The organism is Streptomyces sp. NPDC048142 (assembly GCF_043202835.1).
Classification (GTDB): Bacteria; Actinomycetota; Actinomycetes; order Streptomycetales; family Streptomycetaceae; genus Streptomyces.
Map to the genome: position 1 here is coordinate 1 of NZ_JBIDBC010000010.1, position 18661 is coordinate 18661.

General features: G+C 72.4%; 13 protein-coding genes. 2 read left to right on the top strand and 11 right to left on the bottom strand.

What is annotated here, in order from left to right:
- Positions 1 to 428 precede the first annotated feature (428 nt).
- On the bottom strand, positions 429 to 1436 hold the full coding sequence (locus ACGF2Y_RS15320) for a stage II sporulation protein M (RefSeq protein WP_392946797.1): 1008 nt from the start codon (positions 1434 to 1436) through the stop codon (positions 429 to 431).
- Between the two features lie 119 nt (positions 1437 to 1555).
- On the opposite strand from ACGF2Y_RS15320, the gene ACGF2Y_RS15325 reads away from it, so the two are divergent.
- Positions 1556 to 2548, top strand: a complete 993-nt coding sequence (locus ACGF2Y_RS15325; RefSeq protein ID WP_392946800.1) for an RDD family protein — start codon at positions 1556 to 1558, stop codon at positions 2546 to 2548.
- 7 nt (positions 2549 to 2555) lie between these two features.
- Here ACGF2Y_RS15325 and ACGF2Y_RS15330 read toward each other — a convergent pair whose 3' ends face one another.
- The 8 genes from ACGF2Y_RS15330 to ACGF2Y_RS15365 all read right to left on the bottom strand — a co-directional run bounded on the left by ACGF2Y_RS15330 (position 2556) and on the right by ACGF2Y_RS15365 (position 11644).
- Positions 2556 to 3218, bottom strand: a complete 663-nt coding sequence (locus ACGF2Y_RS15330) for a hypothetical protein (protein ID WP_392946803.1) — start codon at positions 3216 to 3218, stop codon at positions 2556 to 2558.
- Between the two features lie 175 nt (positions 3219 to 3393).
- On the bottom strand, positions 3394 to 4851 hold the full coding sequence (ahcY, locus tag ACGF2Y_RS15335; RefSeq protein ID WP_392946804.1) for an adenosylhomocysteinase: 1458 nt from the start codon (positions 4849 to 4851) through the stop codon (positions 3394 to 3396).
- Positions 4852 to 5128: 277 nt separating this feature from the next.
- Complete coding sequence (locus tag ACGF2Y_RS15340) at positions 5129 to 6115, bottom strand: cation diffusion facilitator family transporter (RefSeq protein WP_392946807.1); 987 nt, start codon at positions 6113 to 6115, stop codon at positions 5129 to 5131.
- A gap of 87 nt (positions 6116 to 6202) precedes the next feature.
- A complete protein-coding gene (manA, locus tag ACGF2Y_RS15345; protein ID WP_392946809.1) occupies positions 6203 to 7378 on the bottom strand; it encodes a mannose-6-phosphate isomerase, class I in 1176 nt (391 codons plus the stop codon).
- A 148-nt stretch (positions 7379 to 7526) separates the two neighbouring features.
- The gene (locus ACGF2Y_RS15350) at positions 7527 to 8663 is read right to left on the bottom strand and encodes an SIS domain-containing protein (protein ID WP_392946812.1); all 1137 of its coding nucleotides are present in this window, start codon (positions 8661 to 8663) and stop codon (positions 7527 to 7529) included.
- A gap of 229 nt (positions 8664 to 8892) precedes the next feature.
- A complete protein-coding gene (locus ACGF2Y_RS15355) occupies positions 8893 to 9075 on the bottom strand; it encodes a Trm112 family protein (RefSeq protein ID WP_392946814.1) in 183 nt (60 codons plus the stop codon).
- A gap of 692 nt (positions 9076 to 9767) precedes the next feature.
- The gene (locus tag ACGF2Y_RS15360) at positions 9768 to 11138 is read right to left on the bottom strand and encodes a phosphomannomutase/phosphoglucomutase (RefSeq protein ID WP_392946816.1); all 1371 of its coding nucleotides are present in this window, start codon (positions 11136 to 11138) and stop codon (positions 9768 to 9770) included.
- Between the two features lie 128 nt (positions 11139 to 11266).
- The gene (locus tag ACGF2Y_RS15365) at positions 11267 to 11644 is read right to left on the bottom strand and encodes a DUF3499 domain-containing protein (protein WP_015608934.1); all 378 of its coding nucleotides are present in this window, start codon (positions 11642 to 11644) and stop codon (positions 11267 to 11269) included.
- 538 nt (positions 11645 to 12182) lie between these two features.
- Here ACGF2Y_RS15365 and ACGF2Y_RS15370 point away from each other — a divergent pair.
- A complete protein-coding gene (locus ACGF2Y_RS15370; RefSeq protein WP_392946818.1) occupies positions 12183 to 12611 on the top strand; it encodes a metallopeptidase family protein in 429 nt (142 codons plus the stop codon).
- 133 nt (positions 12612 to 12744) lie between these two features.
- Here the strand turns inward: ACGF2Y_RS15370 and ACGF2Y_RS15375 are convergent, their stop codons facing one another.
- Together ACGF2Y_RS15375 and ACGF2Y_RS15380 are read right to left on the bottom strand one after the other, a co-directional pair.
- Positions 12745 to 14289: a DUF5719 family protein gene (locus ACGF2Y_RS15375; RefSeq protein WP_392946821.1), complete on the bottom strand. Its 1545-nt coding sequence runs from the start codon at positions 14287 to 14289 to the stop codon at positions 12745 to 12747.
- Entirely contained in the window at positions 14286 to 18272 is a 3987-nt protein-coding gene (locus ACGF2Y_RS15380; protein ID WP_392946824.1) for a glycosyltransferase, read from the bottom strand. Before ACGF2Y_RS15380 ends, ACGF2Y_RS15375 begins: the two co-directional genes overlap by 4 nt.
- Positions 18273 to 18661: the final 389 nt, after the last annotated feature.

The following is an 18661-nucleotide window of genomic DNA, read 5'->3' on the forward strand; positions in this document are numbered from 1 at the left end:
TCTATCAGACTCTTTCGTGTCCGATTCCCGGCCGAAGCGGGTCAAGCAGTTTTCGCTTTCCAGGTCCTCCGCTTTCGCGTTTTCCCTTTCCGGCGGTTCCAACCTTACCAGACTCTCATTCGTTCCGTTTCCGGTCCGAATTCGATTTCCGGTGGCCTGTGGAGTGGCCTTGCCTTTCGACTGATCCGACTTTATCAGAAACTCTCGGGACTAAACCAACGACCCGGTGATTCAGAATAAAGAGAATCATTTGGCCCGGCGAAGCGGCAAGCGCTCCTTCACGGGCGTAATAGATGCTACGCGCTCAACTCGGACCTGTCTAGTCCGAGGCAACCGTTCGAATCTACCTCCCCACATCTGCCGTGTCAACGGTTTTTGTGGGCGAGGAGGACACTAGCAGCTCAGCGGGGGTGAAGGCACATCGGCGGTCAGGCTGCGGTGGGCAGTTCGGCACTGCGTTCGACCGCTGTGAGGTCACCCGTGTCGCCGGCGCGTGCCGCGCGGCCGCCCAGGACGTAGACGTACGCGAGAAAAGCCAGCTCAGCGACGATGCCGATGGTGATCCGGGCCCAGGTCGGGAGGCCCGACGGGGTCACGAAGCCCTCGATGAGTCCGGAGACGAACAGGACCAGGGCCAGGCCGATCGCCATGCCCAGTGCGGCGCGTCCCTGTTGAGCCAGGGCGGTGCGGCGTGACAAGGGGCCCGGGTCGATCACGGTCCAGCCGAGGCGGAGCCCCGTGCCGGCGGCGACGAACACCGCGGTCAGTTCGAGCAGGCCATGGGGAAGCACCAGGCCGAGGAAGACGTCGAGACGGCCCGCGGAGGACATGAGGCCTATGCCGACGCCGAGGTTGAGCATGTTGAGGAAGAGGATCCAGATCACCGGTATGCAGAGGAACGCCCCCAGCACCAGACACAGCGCCGCGGCCTGCGCGTTGTTCGTCCATACCTGTGCCGCGAACGACGCTGCCGGATGGCTGGAGTAGTAGGTCTCGTACTCCCCGCCCGGCCGGGTCATCGCACGGAGGTCTTCCGGTGCGGCGATCGCGGCCTGCACCTCGGGGTGTGTACCGATCCACCAGCCCAGTAGTGCCGCCAGCGCGGTCGAGAGCACCGCGGTGGGGACCCACCAGTGACGCGAGCGGTAAACCGCGGCGGGAAATCCCGCGGTGAGGAACCGGGCCGCGTCCCGCCACGTGGCCTTGCGGGTGCCGGCCACTGTCGAACGGGCGCGGGCCACGAGCTGAGTGAGACGTCCGGTGAGGACCGGGTCGGGGCTGCTCGACTGGATCAGCGAGAGGTGGGTCGCCGTGCGCTGGTAGAGGACGACGAGTTCATCCGCTTCTGCGCCCGTGAGGCGGCGTCCTCGGCGCAGGAGGTGTTCGAGGCGGTCCCACTCCGTGCGGTGGGCGGTGACGAAGACATCGAGGTCCATGGGCGTCTGTTGCTCCAGGCAAAGGTGCGTACGGGGCCGTACTACTGCGGCGCGCTGGCGGTCAGCTTGGCAGACTGGGTCCGGCTGGGGCAGAGAAGGTCGGCGAAGGGTGGGGCCCGATGAGTGAGCTGGTGACCGGGGACGCGGTCGTTCTGGGGGTGAGGCCCGCGCGGCTGCCGAGCCGGGCGCTGGCCTCGGCGATCGATCTGGCCGTGACGTTCGCCGTTTTCATCCTGGTCTCGGTGGTGCTGGGCATCGCTTCCGTTTCCTTGGACGAAGCGGCCGTCGCGGCGATCGGGGTCGCCTCGTTCCTGCTGGTCCTGATCGGTGGGCCGGTCGCGGTCGAGACGCTGAGCCATGGCCGCTCCCTGGGGAAGCTGGCCTGCGGGCTGCGGGTGGTGCGGGACGACGGAGGGCCGATCCGGTTCCGGCACGCGCTCGTGCGAGGAGCCATGGGGCTCGTCGAGATCCTCATGACGTTCGGCGCGCTGGCCTCCATCGCGTCCCTGGTGTCGGCGCGGGGGCGCCGGATCGGTGACGTGTTCGCCGGGACACTGGTGATCCGGGAACGCGTCGCGGCGACGGGCCGGTCCGTCGCCGTGCCGCCTCCCCCGCCCTGGCTGGTCGGCCGGTTCGCGCAGCTGGATCTGTCGGCCGTGCCGGACGAGCTCTGGTCCGCGATACGGCAGTACCTGACGCGAATGCAGCAGCTGGATCCCGGCGTGGGCCGTTCGATCGCGGAGCGGCTGGCCGGTGAACTGGTCGCGCGGACGGGAGCCGCCGCGCCGCAGGGCGTTCCCGCGGCCGCGTTCCTCGCCGCGGTCGTTCATGAGCGGCGGGCAAGGGATGCACGGCGTGTGTTCGCCGGGCCTCGGGCCGAAGGGCCCCTGCCGTCCGTGCCTGCCGGATTCGGGGGGTACGTCGGGGCTCCTGGGGGCCCCGACGGCGCTGGGGGGCGCGGGGGCAGCGGAGCTGGGGGGTTCGGTGGTGGGAGCAGCCCTGTTGGTGAGGGATCGGCCGTGGTCGGTTCCGGGCCGATGGGTGGTACCGGCGGGGCTCACGAGCAGCGGCGCGGGGGTGCTTCCTCGGCCGGGTTCGCTCCGCCCGGCTGATCCTCGCCTAGGCGGTGTCCGGTCCTGGGTCGGCGGGCGGTGCGGCCGGGGTGCCGGAGGCGCGGGGGGACGGAGGTGTCTCCAGGTGTTCGAGTTCGATGCCGGGTGCCGCGAGGACCACGTCACCGGCGATGTGGACGGTGTGCTGTTCGCCGGTGTCCAGGGCGCTGACCTGGTATTCGTCCACGATCAGGGGGCCGTTGTCAGTGGCGTGCGCTTCACTGTTCATCAGGGCCCAGGACTGGTCGATGGTCCTGGGTGCGAGGACCGGGTCCGTGAAGGTGACCACGCGGACGCGGGTCGTGGGGGAATCGGGGGTGAGGCGCAGGAGGCGGGTCATAGCGATGAGGAACGCGGGAGACGTGCCGACGAAGGCGTGGGCGCGGACGTTGCCTTCGGTGGCGTGGCTGCCGGTCGGATCGGTCCGGACCCAGGTGACCCCTTCCAGGGCTGCTCCTCGTACCTGCCAGCTCGCGGCGTGGAGTCCGAGGCGGATGGGCCGGCCCAGCTCGTCCAGGGCGAGGTCGACGGAGCCGAGGTGATCTCCGGAGGGGGATGTGGTCTGGGAGACGTAGCGCCAGCCGGAGGGGCCGGGGGCGCAGTGGAAGTGTTCTTCACCGAGGGGGGTGTGATCGTGAAGGTCGTGGAGCGAATACCTGCCGCGGGGCATGGGGTCCTTCGGGTTCCTCGGGCTGTGCGGGGGCGGTAACGGGTGCAGGCCCCCGGCACGGGGGTGCGGGGGCCTGCACTCGGATCTGCTGGTGACTACTGAGGGCTTGACGCCGTTCGGTGTTCGGGAGGCCGGCCTCCCGAACACCGAGGGTGGATCAGTGGCCCCGGATGCGTCAGTAACGGTAGTGGTCGGGCTTGTACGGGCCCTCGACCTGGACGCCGATGTACGCCGCCTGCTCCGGGCGCAGGGTCGTGAGCCTGACGCCCAGGGCGTCGAGGTGGAGGCGGGCGACCTTCTCGTCCAGGTGCTTGGGCAGCACGTACACGTCGGTCGGGTACTCCTCGGGCTTCGTGAACAGCTCGATCTGCGCGAGGGTCTGGTCCGCGAAGCTGTTGGACATCACGAAGGACGGGTGTCCGGTCGCGTTGCCCAGGTTGAGAAGGCGGCCTTCGGACAGGACGATGAGGACCTTGCCGTCGGGGAACGTCCAGGTGTGGACCTGGGGCTTGACCTCGTCCTTGACGATGCCGTCGATCTGCGCGAGGCCGGCCATGTCGATCTCGTTGTCGAAGTGGCCGATGTTCCCGACGATCGCCTGGTGCTTCATCCGGGCCATGTCCTTGGCCATGATGATGTCCTTGTTGCCCGTCGTGGTGACGAAGATGTCCGCCTGCTCCACGACGTCGTCCAGCGTGGCCACCTGGTAGCCGTCCATCGCCGCCTGCAGCGCGCAGATCGGGTCGATCTCCGTGATGATCACCCGGGCGCCCTGGCCGCGCAGGGACTCAGCGCAGCCCTTGCCCACGTCGCCGTAGCCGAAGACGACGGCGGTCTTGCCACCGATCAGGACGTCGGTGGCACGGTTGATGCCGTCGATGAGGGAGTGGCGGCAGCCGTACTTGTTGTCGAACTTCGACTTGGTCACCGCGTCGTTCACATTGATCGCGGGGAACAGGAGGGAACCGTCACGGTGCATCTCGTACAGGCGGTGCACACCCGTCGTCGTCTCCTCGGTGACACCGCGGATCTCGGACGCCAGCTGGGTCCACTTCTGCGGGGCCTCGCCGAGGGTGCGGTTCAGCAGGGTGAGGATGTGGGCGTACTCCTCGCTGTCCGCGGTCGACGGGTCCGGGGCCGCGCCGGCCTTCTCGAACTCGACGCCCTTGTGGACGAGGAGGGTGGCGTCGCCACCGTCGTCCAGGATCATGTTCGGGCCGCCGGTGGGGGTGTTCGGCCAGGTCAGCGCCTGCTCCGTGCACCACCAGTACTCTTCGAGCGTCTCGCCCTTCCAGGCGAAGACCGGGACGCCCGCAGGGGCTTCCGGGGTGCCGTTCGGGCCGACCGCGATGGCTGCGGCGGCGTGGTCCTGGGTGGAGTAGATGTTGCAGGAGGCCCAGCGGACGTCGGCGCCCAGGGCGACGAGCGTCTCGATGAGCACGGCGGTCTGCACGGTCATGTGCAGCGAACCGGTGACCCGGGCGCCGGCCAGCGGCTGAGCGGCGGCGAATTCCCTGCGGATCGACATCAGGCCGGGCATCTCGTGCTCGGCGAGCGTGATCTCCTTGCGCCCGAAAGCGGCGAGGGAGAGGTCGGCGACCTTGAAGTCCTGGCGGTTGGTGGCCGTCGTCATAACGGGCTGCTCCTCGTGATGGGTCGAGGGTGGGCTGTCTGGGCTGACTCTGCGGCGCGACGGGCACACGAATGCCCGGACGGTTCGCAGTGCAGTCCGTCGGAGGCCCTCTGTCCCTCGCCCGGCTCGCTCCCGCCAGCCGGTCGACCGCCATCAGCAGCGACGTCTGTTTTCCGTATCCGAATCTACACCGAACGGCCCAGTGAGCCCCAGCCCGTTCGTGAAGAGGGGTGTGTGTGAGCGGTCACCGGGCCGATCGGGGCCGGTGTGCGGTGGGTCAGTGGCCGGAATCGCTCGAGGCGTCGGGCGAGCCGTCGATCATGTTGCCCGGGTTGGTTCCGGCCGCTGCGGCCTCCGCGTTGTAGATGTCCGGCTCCAGGTAGATGACCCGGGCGATCGGGACTGCTTCGCGGATGCGGTTCTCGGCGGCGTTGATGGCGTCGGCGACCTCGGTCGCGGTCTCGTCGTGCCGGACCGCGATCTTGGCGGCGACCATCAGTTCCTCGGGGCCGAGGTGAAGGGTGCGCATGTGGATGATGCGGGTGACGGTGTCGCCGTCCACCAGGGCCGCCTTGATCTTCTCGACGTCCTCGATGCCGGCGGACTCCCCGAGCAGGAGGGACTTCGTCTCGACGGCCAGGACGATAGCGATGAGGATCAGCAGGATGCCGATGCAGAGGGTGCCGATGCCGTCCCAGACGCCGTTGCCGGTGCCGAGGGCGAGGCCGACGCCCGCGAGTGCCAGGACCAGGCCGACGAGAGCGCCGAGGTCCTCCAGGAGAACGACCGGGAGCTCGGGCGCTTTGGACCGGCGGACGAACTCGGTCCAGGAGCGGTCGCCGCGCGTCCGGTTGGACTCACGGATCGCCGTACGGAAGGAGAAGATCTCGGCGATGATCGCGAAGACCAGAACCCCGACCGGCCAGTACCAGGCCTCGATCTCGTGCGGGTCCTTGATCTTCTCGTAGCCCTCGTACACCGCGAACATGCCACCGACCGAGAAGAGGACGATGGAGACGAGGAACGCGTAGATGTAGCGCTCGCGCCCGTAGCCGAAGGGGTGCTGGGGGGTCGCCTCGCGCTTGGCCTTCTTGCCGCCGAGCAGCAGGAGCCCCTGGTTGCCCGAGTCGGCGAGCGAGTGGACGCTCTCCGCGAGCATCGACGAGGAACCACTGAAGAGGAACGCTACGAATTTGGCCACGGCGATCGAGAGGTTGGCGGCCAGTGCCGCCACGATCGCCTTGGTTCCGCCTGACGCGCTCATGGGTGCGTGGTGTCCCTTCGTCGGTGCGCGGCACACGCCGTCGCGGTAAGGCGGCACATTGTTGCAGCCGTCGGGACGGTCCGTGGGTCAGGCCGCCACGGTCGCCCGGAAGAGTGTTCCCGGTCCCGCTGCCTCGACCGTCTCGCCGGCCGGAACGTAGACGGATTCCCCTGGGCCCAGGGCGAGTTCGCCGACCCGGACCGTGCCCGCCGTGCAGAGCAGGATCTGGGGGGCGGGGGTGGTCAGTCCGGTGGGGGCGGCCCCTGACGCGAGGGTGTAGCGGGACAGGGCGAACTCGTCGACGGGGGTCTCGTAGCGCTCCTCGCCCGACGGGGCCGCCTCGGGGCGCAGCACGCCGGGCTCGGTGGCCTCGAACCGGACGACCCGCAGGAGTTCGGGGACGTCGATGTGCTTGGGGGTCAGGCCGCAGCGCAGCACGTTGTCCGAGTTGGCCATGATCTCGACGCCGAGGCCGTCGAGGTAGGCGTGCGGTACACCTGCGCCGAGGAACAGGGCTTCACCGGGCTGGAGTTGTACGTGGTTGAGCAGCATCACGGCCAGAACCCCGGGATCACCGGGGAAGTGGTGGGCGATACGGGCGTACGGGGCGTGGGCGCCGCCCAGGCGGGTCGCGGCGGCCGCCGCCTCCGCCACGGTCTCTGCCATCTCGGTCGGGTCCGCGCCGAGGATCGCCGTGAGCACCTCGCGGAGGGCGGCCTCCTCGGGATGGGCGCGGAGGAGGTCCACGTACGGCTTGAGGGAATCGACTCCCAGCGCCTCCATGGCGTCCGCCGCTTCGGTGGGCCTGCGGAAGCCGCACAGTCCCTCGAAGGGGGTGAGGGCGCAGATCAGTTCGGGCTTGTGGTTCGCGTCCTTGTACGTACGGTGCGGGGCGTCGATCGGGACGCCCCGCGCCTCCTCGTCGGCGTAACCCTCGCGGGCCTGGTCCAGGTTCGGGTGGACCTGGACGGAGAGGGGGGCGCCGGCGGCGAGGAGCTTCAGGAGGAAGGGGAGGCGGGGGCCGAAACGGTCGAGCGTGGCTGTGCCGAGCTCGCCTTCCGGGTCGGCGGCGATGGCCTCGGTGAGCGCGAGTTCCGTCTCACCCGCCGGGGTGGTGCGGCTGATGCGCGAGGGCGCTCCGGGGTGGGCGCCCATCCACATCTCGGCCTGCGGTTCGCCGGTGGGCGCGGTGCCGAGCAGGGCGGGAATGGCCGTGGTGGATCCCCAGGCGTAGGGGCGCACGGTGTTGGACAGCCGGTCCATGGAGTCGTCCTCGGGTGGGGCGGGGTGGGGTGGGGTGAAGTGGAGTGGGTGCGGTGGGGTGGAGTGCCACCAGGGATATTCCGTCAGGGATGTCGGTGTTGCGTGAGGTTCTGGCGTCGCGGGGATGGCCGGGGGGTGTGGGTTTGTGTCAGGGCTGGGGGGACGAGGCCAGTGACAGGTAGACCGCCGCGAAGTCGGTGATCGCCAGCAGTTCGGCCAGGGCTTCCAGCTCGTTGCCCTCGTCCGGTTCCAGTTCGCTGACCGGCGTGTCGTGGCCGAGGGCCAGTTCCCGGGCCGCCGGGTAGGCGCTGAGGCCTCCCGTCGGGCGGTCCCGGAGCAGGACGACCCTGGCCCTGAGCGTCTCGCCCTCGTCGACCCGGTCGCGGAAGAAGTCGTCGGGGTCCGCGCCTGCCGCGAAGTCCCCGGTGAGGAGCGTGCCGTGCGAGGGCAGCGCCTCGGGCAGTTCCGCGGCCAGGGCGGGGCGGCCGGCGAGCTCGGACAGTACCGCGGCGAAGCGGCGCCCCACCGGGCCTGCGGCGTCGCCCTCCGTCCACAGCAGCGGCAGGCTGTCGGCGAGCTCGGCGGCGAGTGTCTTGGCCGGGTTGCTGTACGTGGCGATGGCCGGGCCGCAGCGTTCCGCGGTGCGGTCCAGGCGGTCGGCCACCTTCTGCAGGTCCTCGGGGGGTGCGGTCACCAGGCCGACCCGGTCCAGGAGCGCCAGCAGGGGGGTGAGCAGCGCCCACAGCGTGCCGGGGCCGGCGGCGGAGATCTCCGCGTCGTAGTCGCCGTGCGGGGCGGCCGCCATCGGGACGACCAGACCGTGGACCCCGTCGACCGCCTCCCGCAGCGGTGAGCGGGTGGGGGCGACGGCGACGACGGTGCAGCCGCGGCGGTAGGCCTGCTCGGCGAGCAGGGCGAGACCCGGTTCGGAGCCGTCGGCGGTCGCGATGAGGAGGAGGTCCACCGATCCGGCCCAGCCGGGCAGGGCCCAGCGGAGGGCGCCGGGGGCGGGGGCGACGCCCGTGGGGTGGATGCGTACGACGGGGGCGGCCGCGCCCGCGAGTGCGCCGATCAGGTCGGCTACCCCGGAGGCGGCGGTGCCGGGGCCCGCGACGAGGACGGCCCGGGGCCGGCCCTCCGGGTTCAGGCCGCCGATGCCGGCCTCGGCGGCGTGCCGGGCGGCGGTACGGACCCGGGCGCCTGCCTCGGCGGCGCCGCGCAGCAGATCGCGGCGGTCGGCTCGGGCCAGGGCTTCCGGGGCGTCGAGCAAGGACTCGTCGAGCATGGCGGTGGGCCTCCGATCACCGGGTGGGGTGCGGGCTGCGGGTACGGGTGCCGGGGCGGGCGGGTGCGGTGGCTTGGCCGCCGGGCCGGCCGGGCGAGGTGCCGGGCTGTGTGACTGCCTGCCGTCTGTGGCCTGCCTGCCGTCTGTGGTCGGGCTCGGCTGCGGTGCGGTGCCGTGCGCCGTCCTGCCTCGTCCTGCGTCGTCCCGTCCGTACGCGTGTCGCTCGCGGTCAGGCGGGGCGGCGGGCCTCGTCGACGAGCAGGACCGGGATGCTGTCCCGGACCGGGTAGGCCAGTCCGCAGTCGTCGCCCGTGCAGAGCAGTTCGGGGCTGTCTGCCGCCGAACGGTCCTCGAGCGGGGAGTGACAGGCAGGGCAGGCCAGGATCTCCAGGAGGCCGGCTTCGAGCGCCATGGGGTGAGTCCCTTCGAGCATGCGAGTTCCGATCCGCGTGGATCAGGCGTCGTCAGCCTACCGCCGGGGTGGAGGGGGCGCGGCCTGGCCGGGGGGACGAAACGGGGGATGCGGGGTGGGTGGGTGCGGGGGTGAGTGGGTGCCGAGCTGGGCGGGTCGCCTGCGGCGGGCTTCTCCCCGCCCCTTCCCGTAACCGGGGCTCCGCCCCGGGCCCCGCTCCTCAAACGCCGGAGGGGCTGCAGAGGCCGGAGGGGTGGGAGGGCGAGGGGCCAGAGGGGCGGGAACGGCCAGAGGGGCCGGAAGGACCCGAGAGGCTAGAGGAACCGGAGGGCCCAAGCTGCCGGGGCAGCCAGGGCGGCCGGAGGAACTGGATGGTTCGGAGCGGCAGTGGGGACTGGACGGGCCAGAGGAACTGGAGGGCCGGAGCGCCAAGCAGCAGAGGGACTGGAGGGGCCAGAGAGGATCGAAGGGCCCGAGCGATCAGAGCGGTGGCTTTGTTCACGAGAACCGGTCTCGTGAACAAAGTCAGAGCGGCCAGGGGAACTGGAGGGGCCAGAGGGTGCCGGAGCTACCGGACAGGCCGGAGCTAGCTGACAGGCCGGAGCTACCAAAGGGACTTGTAGGGCCAGAGCAGCCAGAGCTGCCGGAGGGGGTGGAGGGGGTGGAAGCGCCGGAAGGGCCCTGAAGAGCGGTCAGGTTGTGCGGATCAGGGTCAGGACCTCGTCGCGTACCGCTGTCATCGTCTTCTCGTCCCTCGCCTCGACGTTCAGGCGCAGCAGAGGTTCCGTGTTCGAGGCGCGGAGGTTGAACCACCAGTCCGCGGCCGTGACCGTGAGGCCGTCCAGGTCGTCCAAGGTGACGTCGTCGCGGGTGCCGTAGAGCGTCTTGACCGTGGTCAGGCTGGCGGTCTGGTCGGCGACGGTGGAGTTGATCTCGCCGGAGCCGACGTACCGGTCGTACTCCGCGACCAGCTCGGAGAGCGGCTTCTGCTGGCCGCCGAGTGCGGCGAGCACGTGGAGGGCGGCGAGCATGCCCGTATCGGCGTTCCAGAAGTCGCGGAAGTAGTAGTGCGCCGAGTGCTCGCCGCCGAAGATCGCGCCGTGCTCCGCCATCTCCGTCTTGATGAAGGAGTGGCCGACCCGGGTGCGGACCGGGGTGCCGCCGTGCTCGCGGACCACCTCGGGGACGGACCAGGAGGTGATCAGGTTGTGGATGACGATGCCCTCGCCGCCGTTGCGGGCCAGCTCGCGGGCGGCGACCAGGGCCGTGATCGCGGACGGGGAGACGCCCGCGCCCCGCTCGTCGACCACGAAGCAGCGGTCCGCGTCGCCGTCGAACGCGAGGCCGAGGTCGGCGCCCTCGGCGAGGACGCGGGCCTGGAGGTCGACGATGTTCTTCGGGTCGAGGGGGTTGGCCTCGTGGTTGGGGAACGTGCCGTCCAGGTCGAAGTACAGGGGTACGAGGTCGAGCGGGAGGCCGTCGAAGACCGTGGGGACCGTATGGCCTCCCATGCCGTTGCCCGCGTCGACCACGACCTTCAGGGGACGGATGGACCTGAGGTCGACCAGGCCCAGGAGGTGGGCCGCGTAGTCGGTGAGGGTGTCCCGTTCGGTGATCGTGCCGGGGGCGGTGGCGGCCGGCGGCTGCAGGGCGCCTTGCGACCACTGCTCGACCAGGGTGCGGATCTCGGCGAGACCGGTGTCCTGGCCGACCGGGGCGGCACCCGCCCGGCACATCTTGATGCCGTTGTACTGCGCCGGGTTGTGCGAGGCCGTGAACATCGCCCCGGGGAGGCCGAGGGCCCCCGACGCGTAGTACAGCTGGTCCGTCGAGCAGAGGCCGATGAGCGTGACGTCCGCGCCCCGGGCCGCCGCGCCCCGGGCGAACGCTCCGGCGAGGCCGGGTGAGGTCGGGCGCATGTCGTGGCCGATCACGATCGCTTCGGCGTCCGTGACCTGGACGAACGCGGCTCCGAAGAGTTCGGCCAGGGACTCGTCCCACTGGTCGGGCACCACTCCGCGCACGTCATACGCCTTCACGAGCTGCGACAGATCAGCAACCACGGCCGGTCCTCCTGGGGTCTTTACGGACCGCCCAAACTACCTGCCCGGTAGTACCGCAGACATCGGCCCCGGAAGTCGGGCCCATCGGACCCAGAAGTCGGCCCAGGAGTCGGCCCCGGAGGTCGGCCTCAGGAGTCGGGGGAGCGCAGCACCCTGAGATGGCCTCGGCGGGCCACTTCCACCGGGTCGGCCGAGCGCGGTCCCCGGCCCCCGCCGTCCGGGCCCCGGTCGTGCGGGCGTGCCGCTTCGCGGACCGCGTTGGCCAGTGCTTCGAGGTCGTCGCCACTGGGGTGCGCCGGTGCGGAGCCGTCGGAGAGCCGCACCACTTCCCAGCCCCGTGGCGCGGTAAGCCGCTCACTGTGTTCGGCGCAGAGGTCGTAACAGTGGGGCTCGGCGTAGGTGGCGAGCGGGCCGAGGACCGCAGTCGAATCGGCATAGACGTACGTCAGTGTCGCGACGGCAGGGCGGCCGCACGCGGTGCGCGAACAGCGACGTACAGGGCTCACGATGTTGGACGGTACCGCACTCTTGAGCGGGCTGCGACGACTGTCCCTCGGGTCGCCCCACCGTGTCGCCCTGTGACCTGCGGCACAGTCGAATTTCCGGCGGCCGCCCTGACCTGCGCCGGGGCGCGGGCCGGCGATCGCACCGTGGTCGCACCGGTCGCGGGCGGGAGTGGATCGTGGCGTCGGGCGCAGGCTCAACGATCGGGTTACGGGCCTGAAAAGGGCTCAACCTTGGCCGAAATGTTGAACTGCGGACATCTGGAAGCGGGAGGACCCGGTTCCGCTCCCCGGCCCCCGGCCTCCAGCCCCGGCCCCCCGGGAGCGGCCCCGGCCCCGACCGCCAGGGAGCGGCACCCGGAGGGAGCGGGGACTGCGGGGGCGATCGCTCCTGGGGCGATCGTTCCTGCCTTGCCCGTTACCCGTTGCCCGTGCTTGTGCCGTGCCCCTGCTCTCCCCCGCCGCCTCGCCCGTACCTACCCGGTCGGCCACGTCGTCTCCCCGGTCGTTCCCGTCCCCGGAGCGTTACGCTGCGTCGGTGATGGACAGCTCCGTACCTCCCCACCCGTTCGAGCCGCGGCCCCGGCGCCGTGACCGTCATGGCCGCGGTATGCGCGGGCCGGTCGCGCCACCCCAGGTACCGCTGTCGGCCAGCCGGGGGGAGACCTTCCGTGATCTGGTCCAGGACTCGGTGGAGCGGCTGGAGCGGCGCTGGCCCCAGCTGGCCGAGGTCGACTTCATCGTCCTCGATGTGCCCAGCACGCCGGAGGAGGTCGTTCCGCTCGGCAGCGCGGTGCCCGCGGGCAAGGGGCAGCCCGCACAGATCATCGTCTACCGGCGGCCCGTCGAGATCCGTACCAAGAGCCGCGACGAGCGTGCCCTGCTCGTACACGAGGTCGTCGTCGAGCAGGTCGCCGAGTTGCTGGGGCTGGCCCCCGAGTCGGTCGACCCCCGGTACGGGCAGGACTAGCCCTTCGCCCTTCCCGGGACCAGTCCTTCGCCCTCCCAGGGGGCCCGGCTGTCGGATGTCTCGTCCCGGTCGGGCGCGTCGTCCCGTCGGACGTGCGCCCGGCTGTCGGACGCGTCTCCCGCCGGCCCCGTCGTCAGTCGTCCAGGACCGAGAGGTCCTGGCGGGCCGTCGGGACCTCGACCGTGCCCCCGTCGTCGTGGAGCGTCTGCACGGTGAACATCTGGACGCCGCCCTCCGTGCGCGCCAGGGTGCGCGACGCGTGGACCGGGCCGCCCGAGGTCGTCTCGACGGTCAGCGCGTACGTGCCCTTGAGCCCGTCCGGGGCCTTCGGGGTGACGGCGAGGGTCGTGCCGGCCTTGACCGTGTACGTCTCCACGGCCGGGTCGCCGCCCTCACTGCCCGCCGACGCGGTGACCTTCACCTTGGCCGTGGCACCCGGGGCGGTCAGGGACAGCGTGGAGCCCTTGTCCTGGTTGTCCGGGACGCTCGCCCGTGCGCCGACCGGTCCGGTGGCCGGGATGTAGGCGACCTCCTGCTTGTCGCCCTTGCCCCGGACCACGCGCAGCGCCGCCACGATCGGGGTCGCCCGGTCCTTCCGCACCGGGCTCAGACGCAGGGAGCCCGGCTCGTCGCGGGTGACGTCCTTGAGGTCGACGGTCGCCGTCATCGAGGACTTGATGTGCAGGGTGGCGTTCCCGGCCGGGGAGAACGTCGCGTTCTTCCCCATGAGCTGGATCTTCACGTCCGCGTCGTCCTCGCCGGGCGCGAACGCCACCAGCTGTACGGAGGTGGCGTCGGCCGGGATGCCGGGCAGCACGAGCGTGCCGGAGGGGTCCTCGGACGCGGTGATCCAGTCGCTGCCCACACCGTCGTCGGCGCTCATGACGACCGCTCCGATCCGCCCCGAGCGGGTGGTGACGTGTGCGGTCAGCTGGTCGACGGCCTCGGATGTGAGGGTGGACAGCAGGAGGGCGACGCTGGAGCGGGCCGGCACGGTGATGCCGTCCCCGACGTCGGACTTGAGCGCGCCCTCGGGGCCGTACAGCTCGATGTCGGCGACGGCGCCGGAGTCGTCGGGGTTGGTGAGGTGGATGTAGTCCTGGCGGGACTTGGCGGTGCTCGCGCCCGGGAACCAGAAGTCCGTGTCGGGGGCGGTGCAGGTGACCCCGAGGAGTCCGCGAGCGCCGCCGGCGGTGACCTCGGTGGTCTGCTGGGCGGCCCAGCCGGGGGCCAGGCGGCCGGTGGCCGTGCCGACGAGGGCCGGGGCGCCGGCGCCGTCCGCCTCGGCGACGACCGGCTTTCCGGGCTCCTTCACGGCGAGGACCGGCTTGTCGGCCTTCTCCTTCGCCTTCTTCGCCGCTTCCTCCGCCTTCTTGACCTTCTTCGGGTCGGTCTCGTCCGCGTCGTCGTCGTCCACGACCGGCAGGGCCGGCTTCAGCTCGGCGGTCCCCTCGGCGTCGCCGCCCTCGCCCGCCGGGGTGAACGAGGTGTACCGCGTCTCCGCCAGGTCGGAGTTGCCGGGCGCCGGGCAGACCAGGCTGGAGCGTTCGACCGGCAGCAGCCCGGCGGGCTTCGCCCGGGTGTCCGCCGGGGCGCCGGGCGCGGCGACCGTGGCGAATCCGGTGATGGCGGCCAGGACGGCGGCGCCCGCGATCAGGGACAGGTGGGTGGACTTCACTCGGACTCGCCTCGCGATGCGTTACCGGTCTGCCACGGGGCCTGACCCGGGGCCGGGGGGTCGGTGTGGTCGCCGTTCTCGGTGGGGTGCCGGTCGGGGGCGGGCTGCTGGGCGGGGTCGGTGTACTGGTGCTGCCCGCCGGTGTACTGGCCGTACTCGTCGTACGCGCCTTGGCTGTACGTGCCCTGCTCGTCGTACCCGCCTTGGCTGTACGTGCCCTGCTCGTCGTACCCGCCTTGGCTGTACGTGCCCTGCTCGTCGTACTGCTGCTGCGGGTAGGGGTCCTGGACGCCGTAGCCGCCGCTCTGGTCGCCGTAGCCCTGGTAGCCGGCGTTCTGCTGTTGCTGCTGGGCGTACGGGTCCGGCTGGTACGCCGCGTAGTAGTCGGCGCCCGGCTGTTGCTGCTGCCCGTCCCACCGCCCGTACTCGCCGTACTGCTGCTGCGGGACCGCCGCGTAGCCGCCGGTGGCCTCCTGCGGGTCGTGCGCCGGGGGGTTCGCGGCGTACGGGTCGGCGGACTGCTGCGCGGGGATGTACTCCCCCGGGTCCGCTCCTCGCGACGGGTCGTGGTCCTGGGCGTGGGCGTGATCGTGGGCGTCGGGGTGGCCGTGGGCGTCGGGGTGGCTGTGGTCCTGGGCGGGTACGCCGTCCGTGCCGTGGCCGTCGGGCCGGTAGGCGTCGTTCCCGGCCTCCTCGGCGGCCGCTGCCTCGGCCTGGGCCGCCGCGCGCAGCCTGCGGGCGCGGCGGCCCTCTCCGTCGGCCGGCTCGGCGGCGGCGGCGAGCGCCTCCTCGGGCAGGTCGTCGTCGATCTCCCGGCGGCGGCCCGGCAGGGCCATGACCACCAGGACCACGAGGAGCCCGGCCTGCGCCCAGATCCACGCGGTGTGCGTGATCGGGGCGTCGTGGGTGAGGTCCAGGCGGCCGCCGGCCGCGGGCAGTTCGAAGCCCTGGGCCCAGCCGTCGACGGTCTTGCGGGTCAGCGGCTTGCCGTCCAGGGTGGCCGTCCAGCCCGGGTCGGCGGCATCCGCGATCCGCAGCACGCGGCCCGCCTCGCCGGACGGGATCTCGGAGTGGGCCTCGACGGCGGCCGAGCCGACCGGAACGTGCTCACCCTCGCCGGAAGCCGGGGTGATCATGACGCGGGCGACCTGCCGGTCCACCCGCCACAGGGCGCTGCCGTCGAGCTGGCTGAGCCGGCTGAGGCCGGGGGTCGAGTCGAGGACCCGGCTCAGCTGGCGCGGCGCTCCGTCCCGGACGAGGACGTAGCGGATCGCGAAGCCGCTGAGCCGGCCGCCCTGGTCGGCGCCGGAGCCGGCGACGAGGTTGGCGACGACCTTGTCGAGGTGGCTGTTGCTGCCGACCGCCTCGGTCAGTTCGCCGTCGCCGAGGCGGACGCCCGAGCCGCGGACCAGGCTGTACGAGACGGCCTCGGGCGCGGTGCCGCCGAGGACGAGGGAGCGGGGCTGGTCGCGGGTGGCGCTCTCCTCGGCCACGAAGGCGGGCACCTGGACGGGGTCGCGTCGCTCCAGCGGGCCGTCCGCGCCGCCGATCATCCAGCCGAACGCGGCCAGGACCGGGGCCAGCCCGGCGGCCAGCGCGATCAGCACGGCGACGGGCTGGCGCCAGCCGAAGCTCTGCTCGGCGACCCGGATGCGGGCCCCGTCCGCGCCCACCAGGGCGGCGGCGATGAGGGCGGCGCCGTAGACGAGGGTGGCGGGTCCGGCCCAGGCCGATCCGTTGGCGATGGCGGCGAAGAGGAAGCCGACGAGTGCGACGGCCCAGGCGGTGCGGACGGCGAACTGCCGCTCCCCGCGCAGCAGGGCGGCGAGCGCCGCCAGCACGATGCCGAGGAACAGGACGCCGCCCGCCGCACCGGGGCCGCCGGGGCCGATGCCGAGCAGGTCCAGGCCCGAGGCCTCTCCCGTACCGATGTCCAGGCCGGCCTCGGTCAGGAGCGCGGACGGGTTCGTCAGGAGGCCGATCGACCAGGGGGCGAGGACCAGCACCGGCGTGCCGACGGCGGCGACGAAGCGCAGGCCGTACGCGGTGATGTCGCCGCGCCGCAGCACCAGCACGCCGAGGCCGAGGACCACGGCGAGCGGCCAGACGATCGGGGTGAACGCCATGGTGACGGTCAGCAGCAGCGTGTACGCCCAGGTGGCGCGCCAGCTGCCGCGCTCCCCCGCCGCGCTGTCCCCGCGCAGTCCGTGGGCGGCCACGCCCGCGCGGGCGGTCAGCGGGAGCAGGACGAGGAGGACGGCGGTGCCGAGGCGGCCGGTGGCCAGGGCGCCGGTCGCGGCGGGCAGGAAGGCGTACGCGATGCTCGCCCAGGCCCGCAGCAGCCGGGAGGGGAGCAGCGGGCGGGAGGCGAAGTAGGCGGTGAGACCGGCCAGCGGGATCGAGCAGACCAGCAGCACGCTGACGGCGAGGCCGGTCGAGCCGAGGAACAGGGCCGACAGGGCGGCGAGCAGGGCGAGGTAGGGCGGGGCGGCCGGGGTGCCGCCGGTGCCGACGGTGTGCCAGGCGTCCGCGTACCGCCCCCAGAGCGCGCCGGCCTCGGCGGGGGCGGGCAGCAGCGCGCCGCCCGCCAGTGCGCCGCCGCTGAGGAGGTTGCGGCAGGCGACGAGGGAGACGATCAGGAGCAGCGCGAAGAGGACGGGTCCCGGTTTGCGGCCGATGCGCTTGAGGCGGGCGAACTGGTCGACTTCGAGGAAGTCGGCGTCGTCGCCGCCGGGCCCGGATTCGACGGCCCCGTGCCGCGAACCGCCCGAGTCGGCCTCCGTACGGCCGCCGAAGTTGCCCGCGATCTGGTCGACGGTGGCCCGTACGGTCGCACCGGGCGGCGGGAACAGGGCGCGCAGCTCGGCCGCGTCGACGACGCCCTTCGGGCGGTTGCGGCGGGCGGTGAGGATGCGGCCGGGGCGCAGCAGGGTGCCGAGCAGGCCGGTGACCTCGTCGAGGGCCTGTCCCGGCACCTTGCCGACGAGGTACGCGAGGGTACGGAGCAGGGTGCCGACGACGAGCCGGAGCAGGACCCAGGGCAGGGCCTTGCCGCGGGCGTTGACGAGCATCGTGTAGACCGCGCCCGCCTTGTCGACGCGGTGCGGGCCGGCGACCGAACGGCCGGCGCAGTCGATGGGGCGGCGTTCACGGGCGGAGGCCTCGGCGTGCCGCAGGACGGCGTCCGGGGCGACGAGGACCCGGTGTCCGGCGAGGTGGGCGCGCCAGCACAGGTCGACGTCGTCGCGCATCAGGGGGAGCCCGCGGTCGAAGCCGCCGAGCTCCTCGTAGACGTCGCGGCGGATGAGCATGCCGGCGGAGGAGACGGACAGGACGGTACGGACCTGGTCGTGCTGGCCCTGGTCCTGCTCGCGGCGGTCCAGGCCCGTCCAGCGGCGGCCGCTGTTGGCGATGGAGACGCCGACTTCCAGGAGCTGCTTGCGGTCGTACCAGCCGCGGAGCTTGGGTCCGACGATCGTGGCGTGCCGGTCGGTGTCGACGACGCGCAGCATCTCGGCGAGCGCGTCCGGCTCGGGTGCGCAGTCGTCGTGCAGCAGCCAGAGCCACTGGACCGGTTCGCCGTGCGGCAGCTCGGGGAGGGCGTAGTTCTCGTCGACCCAGGTGCGGGTCTGCGGGTCCCAGCCGCCGGGGCGCTTGAGGTAGGGCAGGTCGTCCGGGGTGAGGACACCGGCCGTGCGGGCCGCCTCGTCGACGGCGGTGCCGAAGCTCGTACGGCGTGCGAGGTGCAGGACACGGTCGTCGCCGAGCGCCTCCGTGACCAGCCGGGCGGAGTCGTCGGCGCTGCCGGTGTCGGCGGCGACGACGTTCTGTACGGGGCGTTCCTGCCCGAGCAGCCCGGCCAGCACGTCGGGCAGCCAGCGGGCGCCGTCGTGCGAGACGAGCACGGCGGTGACGACGTGCCGGGGGAACTCTGGGGCGGCGGCGGCCGCGTTCGGCGCCGCCGAGTGGCTGTGCACGGACATCGAGGTACGGGCCCTCCGGCCGGGTCCGGGGGCGTATCCCCGGGGGCTGCATCGGTGTACACGCGCGCCCCGGCGGGGCGTTGGCGCATCTCGGACGGGGCCCCACACTAACGGTACGGACCGAGGGCGGGGGGCCGAGCCGGTGAAGGGGGAGCGCGGACCTGCCGACGGCCCGCCGGCCGGGCCCCGGGGAAGGGGCCGGCGGACGGGCCGTCGGGTATCGGGGTAGCCGGGGTGGGGAAGCGGGGCCGGGGGGCCGGGGCCGGGGAGAGGGGCGGCCTGACGGCCTCGGGCGGAGGCGCGGTGGCGCGGAGCGCGGAAGCCCGGAAGCGCGACGGAGCGGGGCGGGGGTAGCGGGGGCGGGAGTAGCCGGGGGTGCGGGGTGCGGG

Excerpts from the sequence above, each read along its gene's own strand:
- manA (WP_392946809.1), bottom strand. The coding sequence starts at position 7,378 with ATGGACCGGCTGTCCAACACCGTGCGCCCCTACGCCTGGGGATCCACC.
- ACGF2Y_RS15350 (WP_392946812.1), bottom strand. The coding sequence starts at position 8,663 with ATGCTCGACGAGTCCTTGCTCGACGCCCCGGAAGCCCTGGCCCGAGCC.
- ACGF2Y_RS15370 (WP_392946818.1), top strand. The coding sequence starts at position 12,183 with ATGGACAGCTCCGTACCTCCCCACCCGTTCGAGCCGCGGCCCCGGCGC.
- ACGF2Y_RS15320 (WP_392946797.1), bottom strand. The coding sequence starts at position 1,436 with ATGGACCTCGATGTCTTCGTCACCGCCCACCGCACGGAGTGGGACCGC.
- ahcY (WP_392946804.1), bottom strand. The coding sequence starts at position 4,851 with ATGACGACGGCCACCAACCGCCAGGACTTCAAGGTCGCCGACCTCTCC.
- ACGF2Y_RS15325 (WP_392946800.1), top strand. The coding sequence starts at position 1,556 with ATGAGTGAGCTGGTGACCGGGGACGCGGTCGTTCTGGGGGTGAGGCCC.
- ACGF2Y_RS15380 (WP_392946824.1), bottom strand. The coding sequence starts at position 18,272 with ATGTCCGTGCACAGCCACTCGGCGGCGCCGAACGCGGCCGCCGCCGCC.
- ACGF2Y_RS15355 (WP_392946814.1), bottom strand. The coding sequence starts at position 9,075 with ATGGCGCTCGAAGCCGGCCTCCTGGAGATCCTGGCCTGCCCTGCCTGT.
- ACGF2Y_RS15330 (WP_392946803.1), bottom strand. The coding sequence starts at position 3,218 with ATGCCCCGCGGCAGGTATTCGCTCCACGACCTTCACGATCACACCCCC.
- ACGF2Y_RS15340 (WP_392946807.1), bottom strand. The coding sequence starts at position 6,115 with ATGAGCGCGTCAGGCGGAACCAAGGCGATCGTGGCGGCACTGGCCGCC.